Genomic DNA, 1,520 nt, shown 5'->3' with positions numbered 1-1,520 from the left:
CTCGGCCGTCAGCAGTTCGATATCGCCGATGGCCTGTCTGGGATTCTCGGCCATGGCTTCGAGCACGCGGACGAAGCGTCCGGCGAGGATCTCGATGCTGGCACCGTCGTGCAGGTCGGTGGCGTATTCGAACACACCCTCCAGGCCGTCAGGTGTCTCGGCGAGGCTGAGGGTAAGATCGAACTTGGCGATATCGTTGCCGAGGGGCTCTGACCGCAGGACGAGGCCGGGAAGATCGAGGCTGGGGGCTGCGGTGTTCTGCAGGACCAGCATGACCTGGACCAGGGGATGATGGGCCTGGGAGCGTGTTGGGTTGAGGATCTCGACCAGCCGCTCGAAGGGCAGGTCCTGGTGGGCATAGGCGGCGAGGGAGGTGTCACGGACACGGTCGATGAGACCGGCGACTGTGGGGTTGCCGGAGAGATCGGTGCGCAGGACCAGGGTGTTGACGAAGAAGCCGACGAGGTCGTCGAGAGCCTCGTCGGTGCGTCCGGCGATGGGCGAGCCGATGGCGATGTCGTCACCGGCACCGAGCCTGGAGAGAAGCAGGGCGAGGCCGGCCTGCAGCAGCATGAACAAGCTGGCGCCAGAGGACCGGGCAAGGGTGCGGAGCTTCTGGTGCAGCTCGGCCGGGATTGCCAGCGGCAGATGCTCGCCGCGATGAGAAGGCAGGGCCGGCCTGGGCCGGTCGCTGGGCAGGGCGATGCAGTCGGGCAGGCCGGCGAGCTGCTGCCGCCAATAAGCGGCCTGGGTGCGGATCAGGCTGTCGGGGGTGCGGTCATCGCCGAGCAGGTCGCGCTGCCAGAGCGTGTAGTCGGCATATTGCACCGGCAGCGGCACTAACGCCGGGGCCTGGCCCAGCCGCCGGGCCACATAGGCCAAAGCCAAGTCACGCATGAGCGGTGTGAGGGATGCGCCGTCGGAGGCGATGTGGTGCACCAGCAGCAACAGCACATGGTTCTCGGCGCTCAGCCGGAACAGGGTCGCGCGGATCGGGATCTCCTGCTCCAGCCGGATGGCATGGCCGGCCGCCTGCCGCAGCAGACCCTGCAACGTGCTCTCATCGGTATCGATCCGCTGCAGCACCAGCCGTGCGCGGGGATCGCCGACACCAAGGATCAACTGCTGCGGGACGTCGCCGGTATCCGCGACCAGCGTGCGCAGGCTCTCGTGGCGGGCGACCAGATCGGCCAGCGCCGCCTGCAATGCCGCAGCATCCAAGACGCCGTCGAGCCGCAGCGCCATGGGGATGTTGTAGGTCGGGCTGGGCCCTTCCAGGCGGTGGAGGAACCAGAGGCGCTGCTGGGCCGGGGACAAGGGCATGCGGTCGGGTCGCGCCTGGGCGGCAAGCGCCGGCCGGGCAACACCACGCTCTCCCAGCTTGTCGGCGAGCCTTGCGACGGAGGGGGCTTCGAAGAGGGCGCGGATGGGGAGTTCGGCGCCGAGGGCGGATCGGATGCGGCTGACGAGGCGTGTGGCGAGGATGGAGTGTCCGCCGAGATCGAAGAAGCTGTCGTCGA

1 protein-coding gene is annotated in these 1,520 nt (G+C 68.4%); it reads right to left on the bottom strand.

The window, feature by feature from the left end; translation table 11 throughout:
• Nucleotides 1-1,520 (bottom strand): condensation domain-containing protein (locus AC3XYG_RS24105; protein WP_489142406.1); only part of this gene is annotated, 1,520 nt, incomplete at both ends.

It is taken from the genome of Inquilinus sp., from assembly GCF_057815775.1.
This window is presented reverse-complemented; position numbering and strand designations above follow the sequence as displayed.